Here is a 5039-nt window from a genome sequence, read left to right as displayed (position 1 = left end):
GGTGACGGCGCCCTGCGGCGTTTCGGACGCCCCCGGGAGGCAGCACCCTGGGCCGTGAGGGTGAGCCGCTAGAGTCAGCGGAATTCTGCGGGCGCCCGCCCGCAGCAGGCCAGGGAGTGAATCGTGCTGATCCCCCACGACACCCGGACCGCGCTCGACACCGTCGTCGATCTGATGAACACCGCGCCGGAAGGAGGGCGCGGAGAGGAGCTCGGCGACGTCGCGTCGTTGTACGCGTTCGTGGAGAACCACCAGGTCAGCGGTGTCGGTGAGCTGGACGTCCAGGATCTGCGGGCGGTGCACGACGTCCGCCGCCGGTTCGCCCAGGTGTTCGCCGCGGCCGATCCGCGCACGGCCGCCGGGCTGATCAACCAGCTGGTGGCCGCCGCGGGCACCACGCCGCAGCTCACCGACCACGACGGCTACGACTGGCACGTGCACTACTTCGCGCCCGGCGCCTCGGTCGCGGACCACCTGGCCGCCGACTGCGGGATGGCGCTGGCGTTCATCCTGGTCGCCGGCGAGCTGGAGCGGCTGCGCCGCTGTGAGGCGCCCGACTGCGGGCGGGCCTTCGTGGACCTGTCCCGCAACCGCTCGCGCCGCTACTGCGACAGCCGCACCTGCGGGAACCGACTGCACGTGGCCGCGTACCGGGCCCGCCGCAAGGAGGCCGCGGCCGGCTGAGCCCGGCGGGGCGGTCGGCGCGGCCGGGCCTCAGGGTGTCACAGCAGGAACAGGTCGTGCACCGACGCCATCAGCAGAAGCAGGCCGATCACCGCCAGGAAGATCATCAGCGGTGGCTGGGACAGCGCGAAGAGGCAGCCGCGCGGTTCTTCGGTGGAGGCGGGGGACTGTTCCCGCGAGGTATCGAGCATCTCGGGGCCGATCATGACGCAGCGCGTGACCGGCCGATCACCCAACAGCCCCCACAAAAAGGGGCAGTTCTGGCAATCCTTAGGTGATCGCCGTGCCGGCGCCCCCTACCGCCACCCTTCGCGCCACCCCGCACCACCCCGGGTGCCGGGCATCGGCACCGGGCTCCGACGGACGCCCTGTGACGCTCGGGCGCCGTTTCAGATGCCGTGCTTCTTGAGGATGGCCTCGATGTCGCTGAAGTCGTCGACGGCGTCCTGCTTCGTACGGCGTGAGCCCGCGTCCAGCGACGGCGCGGACGCGCCCGGCGCCACGGCGCCCGGCTGCGCGCCGGCCTCCGCTGCGGCCTTGCGGCGCTCCTTGCGGGGGGCCCCGCCGCCCCTGCGCCGCTCGACGGCCCGCGTGCCGGTGAACAGCAGCCAGGACGCGCCGAGCACCCCGAAGCCGACCCAGGCCACGGGGCTGAAGGCGGTGTCGGCCAGCCACTGGACGGCCCCGGTCATCACCAGGCCCAGCGGCACCAGCGCGTAGGCGGCGATCCGGCCGGCGGCGAGGAAGCGCCTGCGGTACGCGGTGATCGCCGCGATGCCCAGTCCCGCCGCGGACACCGCGGAACAGATGGTCTCGGCAAGCATGCGGTCCTCCAGCCGTGGGCGTCTCGTCCCTTTCCCTCCATCCTGCACCGGTCACCGATGCCGGGGCCACGGTCCGGCCGTGCCGGCCCGGGATCTCCGGGTGATCTCCGGGGCGGTCTCCTCCCCAGGTCCCGGTTGGGCAGGCCGCCGCCCGGCTGAAAGACTGAGCGCATGAACGACTCCCCCACCCACCACACCGACCAGCCCGTCGTCCTCGACTTCTGGTGCGAGCTGCAGTGCCCCGACTGCCGTACGGCGCTGGAGGACCTGCGCGCGCTGCGCGCCCGCTACGGGGACCGGCTGGAGGTGCGACTGCGGCACTTCCCGCTGGAGAAGCACAAGCACGCGTACGCGGCGGCCCAGGCCGCCGAGGAGGCCCTGGTGCAGGGCCAGGGCTGGGCGTACACCGAGGCGGTGCTGGACCGGGTCGAGGAGCTGGACGCCGGCGGCGAGGCGTTCCTGGTCCGGGTCGCGCGGGAGCTGGGTCTGGACGACGAGGAGTTCGACACCGCGCTGATCGACGGGCGGCATCTGCTGGTCGTCGACGCCGACCAGGCCGAGGGCAAGGCTCTGGGCGTCACGGGCACACCGACGTACATGATCGGCGGTGAGCGGCTGGACGGCGGGAAGAGCCAGGAGGGGCTGCGGGCCCGTATCGAGGAGATCGCCGACCGGCTGCTCGCCGAGTGACGGCCGGCACCGGCCGGATCAGTAGAGGTGCTTGTCGAGGTGGATCTCGACGGGGCGGTAGCCGAGCGACTCGTACAGGCGGCGGGCCGGGGTGTTGTCGCTGAAGACGTGCAGGCCGATGCGGTCGGTGCCGAGCTCCTCGCGGGCGACGCGCTCGGCGTGCCGCATCAGGGCCCTGCCGTAGCCCCGGCCGCGGTCGCGGTCGTCGACCTGGATGTCCCAGACGTACGCGTGCGCGCCGTCGCCCGCCGGGTCGAGTGAGCGCCGAGGGTCGAGTGAGCGCCGCCCGGTCCACAGGTGCCCCGCGGTCGTGCCGTCCGGGCGCTCGACGACGTACAGCCGGGCGCCCTCGGTGGCGAGGCCGTCGGGGAGGAGCGCCGCGTGGTCGGAGCGGGACTTGGCGCGCGCGGCGGCCTCGGGTGTCCCGCGGGCGATCCAGCTGCGGGCGTAGGCCTCCTCCGCCGCCGCCCGCCACCTCTGGAACTCCGGCTCGGTCATGGGCCGTACGGGTGGTCCGGACGGCGGCTCGTCGGCGTCTGCGGCCCCGAGGGTCTTGACCAGGGTGCGGCTGCGTTCCGTGTAGCCGAGCGCCGTCGCCAGGCGCAGGGCCGCGGACGAGTCGGCGGGTACGGAGATCCTTATGCGCTCGCAGCGCCAGCCGCGCAGGACCTCCTCGGCGGCGAGGGCGGCGACCGTGCCGCGGCCGCGGCCGCGGTCCGCCTCGTCGATGCGCAGACCGCTGACGGTGCCGACGGCCGGCCCGAAACCGGGCGCGGTTCCGATGTCGACGGCGCCTACGGGGCGGCTGTTGACGCATACCTCGTAGGAGCGTGACAGAGTGCCGTCGGCGGCCTGCTGAAGCGGCCCGGTCGGCCGCAGGGTGGTGGTCATCAGGGTTTTCTACCACCCCGCGGTGAGGTCGGAACGGGCCCGTCAGAAGTCGGCTGCGGCACGCTCGGCGAAGACGCGCATGGCCTTGGCCGTGACCGGGCCGGGCGCGCCGGGCAGTTCGCGGTCGTCGACGCGGTGGACGGCCTGGATGTCGCGGAGCGTGGAGGTCAGGAAGATCTCGTCGGCGGTCCGCAGGACGTCCATCGGCAGGTCGGTCTCCTGGACGCCGGTCCACTCGACGGCGAGGTGGCGGGTGATGCCGCCCAGGCAGCCGGAGGCGAGCGGCGGGGTGTGGATGCGGCCGTCGAGGACGACGAAGACGTTGGAGCCGGTGCCTTCGCAGAGCCGGCCGACGGTGTTGCCGAACAGCGCCTCGGACGCGCCCTGCTGGTGGGCGCGGGCGAGGGCGACGACGTTCTCCGCGTACGAGGTGGTCTTCAGGCCCGCGAGGGCGCCGCGCTCGTTGCGCGTCCAGGGGACGGTGATGACGGCGGTGCTGTCGGGACGGGGGGCGGTCTCGCCGAGGGCGACGACGAGGGTCGGGCCGTCGTCGCCGCGGTCGGAGCCGAGCGGCGACAGGCCGCCGGTGTAGGTGACGCGGAGCCGGCCGAGCGGCATCGGGTTGGCCTCCAGGACGGCGGCGCAGGCGCGGCGCACCTCGTCCAGGTCCGGGTCCGGCAGGCCGAGGCCGCGGGCGGAGCGCACGAGCCGGTCGAGGTGGAGGTCCAGGGCGAAGAGCCTGCCGTCGACGGCCTTGAGCGTCTCGAAGACGCCGTCGCCCACGGTCAGGCCGTGGTCCAGGACGGAGACCCTGGCGGTGTCCGCGTCCCTCAGTTCGCCGTTGACCCACAGCTTCATCTCAGATGGTCCTTCCGCTCGCCTCGTACACGCCTGACGCTACCGCGAGGAGGCGCGCCGCCTTCAGTTCGGTCTCCTGCCACTCCCGCTCCGGGTCGGAGCCCCAGGTGATGCCGGCGCCGGTGCCGAACCGGAGGAGGCCGGCGGGGCGGTCGAGCCAGAAGGTGCGTATGCCGACCGCGAGCTCGCCGGTGCGCCGGTCCGCGTCGACCCAGCCGATGCCGCCGCAGTACGGGCCGCGGGGGGCGGTCTCCAGGGTCTCGATGATCCGCAGGGCGCTGGACTTGGGTGCGCCGGTGACGGAGCCGGGCGGGAAGGTGGCGCGGAGCAGTCCGGGCCAGCCCTCTCCGGGCGCGAGTTCGCCCCGTACGGTCGAGACGAGGTGGACGAGGCCGGGGTGGTGCTCGACGGCGCACAGCTCCGGGACGGTGACGGTGCCGGTGGCGCAGACACGGCCCAGGTCGTTGCGGACCAGGTCGACGATCATCACGTTCTCGGCGTGGTCCTTGGGCAGGAGGTCATCGGCGGTGCGGCCGGTGCCCTTGATCGGGCCGGACTCGACGGTCCGGTCGTCGCGGCGGAGGTAGAGCTCGGGGGACGCGGTGGCGATCTCCACGCCGTGCGCGGGCAGCCGAATCGTTCCTGCGTACGGGGCGGGGTTGCCGCGCGCGAGCAGCGCCGTGAGCGCGTCCACGTCGGCGGAGGCGAGCGTGTCCGGGGGCAGCGGCGCGGACAGGACGCGGCACAGGTTGGCCTGGTAGACCTCGCCGGCGGCGATGTGCTCGCGGATCCGGCGTACGCCCGCCGTGTACTCGTCGCGGTCGAGCGACGACGTCCAGTCGCCGGCCGCGGGACCGCGCCAGCGCCCCGGGACCGGCGCGGGGACCGGGTCGGGCCGGACGTCACCGAAGCGGGCGCAGGTGAGACGGCCTTCGAAGTCGGCGGCGACGGCCCAGAAGCCGGAGGACTCCAGGGCCTCCGGGTCGCTGGTGACGTCCCGCAGATCGGTGGCGAGGAGGCCGCCGAAGCGGGCCAGAGGAGCGAGGTCGTGCACGGATGTGAGTGTAGGGCGGGGACCGCGGCGCGGCCGCC

7 protein-coding genes are annotated in these 5039 nt (G+C 74.0%); 2 read left to right on the top strand and 5 right to left on the bottom strand.

Annotated features, from left to right (window positions below; all coding sequences use genetic code 11):
* The first annotated feature begins 123 nt into the window (after positions 1-123).
* A complete protein-coding gene (locus HTZ82_RS31565) occupies positions 124-684 on the top strand; it encodes a CGNR zinc finger domain-containing protein (protein ID WP_175412838.1) in 561 nt (186 codons plus the stop codon).
* Positions 685-722: 38 nt separating this feature from the next.
* Here the strand turns inward: HTZ82_RS31565 and HTZ82_RS31560 are convergent, their stop codons facing one another.
* Together HTZ82_RS31560 and HTZ82_RS31555 are read right to left on the bottom strand one after the other, a co-directional pair.
* Entirely contained in the window at positions 723-890 is a 168-nt protein-coding gene (locus tag HTZ82_RS31560) for a hypothetical protein (RefSeq protein WP_175412832.1), read from the bottom strand.
* Positions 891-1073: 183 nt separating this feature from the next.
* Positions 1074-1508 carry a hypothetical protein gene (locus tag HTZ82_RS31555; RefSeq protein ID WP_175412837.1) on the bottom strand — a complete coding sequence of 145 codons (435 nt, stop codon included), beginning with the start codon at positions 1506-1508 and terminating at the stop codon, positions 1074-1076.
* Between the two features lie 171 nt (positions 1509-1679).
* Between HTZ82_RS31555 and HTZ82_RS31550 the strand changes: the two genes are divergently transcribed.
* Positions 1680-2198: a DsbA family protein gene (locus HTZ82_RS31550; protein ID WP_175412836.1), complete on the top strand. Its 519-nt coding sequence runs from the start codon at positions 1680-1682 to the stop codon at positions 2196-2198.
* Between the two features lie 18 nt (positions 2199-2216).
* Here the strand turns inward: HTZ82_RS31550 and HTZ82_RS31545 are convergent, their stop codons facing one another.
* Genes HTZ82_RS31545 through HTZ82_RS31535 form a run of 3 tightly spaced genes read right to left on the bottom strand, consistent with a single transcriptional unit; the run spans position 2217 to position 5001 of the window.
* Positions 2217-3089 (bottom strand): GNAT family N-acetyltransferase, encoded by an 873-nt coding sequence (locus tag HTZ82_RS31545; protein ID WP_175412835.1) that lies wholly within the window; start codon positions 3087-3089, stop codon positions 2217-2219.
* Between the two features lie 42 nt (positions 3090-3131).
* Entirely contained in the window at positions 3132-3947 is an 816-nt protein-coding gene (locus HTZ82_RS31540; protein ID WP_175412834.1) for an aminotransferase class IV, read from the bottom strand.
* Between the two features lies 1 nt (position 3948).
* Positions 3949-5001, bottom strand: coding sequence for a chorismate-binding protein (locus HTZ82_RS31535; protein ID WP_175412833.1), 1053 nt, complete (start codon positions 4999-5001; stop codon positions 3949-3951).
* Positions 5002-5039: the final 38 nt, after the last annotated feature.

This window comes from Streptomyces sp. TRM64462, from assembly GCF_013362995.1.
Classification (GTDB): Bacteria; Actinomycetota; Actinomycetes; order Streptomycetales; family Streptomycetaceae; genus Streptomyces.
The sequence above is the reverse complement of the archived record's forward strand: the minus strand, read 5'-3'. Positions and strand labels throughout refer to the sequence as shown.

Coding starts and splice junctions, on each gene's coding strand:
- HTZ82_RS31560 (WP_175412832.1), bottom strand. CDS start 890: ATGATCGGCCCCGAGATGCTCGATACCTCGCGGGAACAGTCCCCCGCC.
- HTZ82_RS31555 (WP_175412837.1), bottom strand. CDS start 1,508: ATGCTTGCCGAGACCATCTGTTCCGCGGTGTCCGCGGCGGGACTGGGC.
- HTZ82_RS31550 (WP_175412836.1), top strand. CDS start 1,680: ATGAACGACTCCCCCACCCACCACACCGACCAGCCCGTCGTCCTCGAC.
- HTZ82_RS31545 (WP_175412835.1), bottom strand. CDS start 3,089: ATGACCACCACCCTGCGGCCGACCGGGCCGCTTCAGCAGGCCGCCGAC.
- HTZ82_RS31540 (WP_175412834.1), bottom strand. CDS start 3,947: ATGAAGCTGTGGGTCAACGGCGAACTGAGGGACGCGGACACCGCCAGG.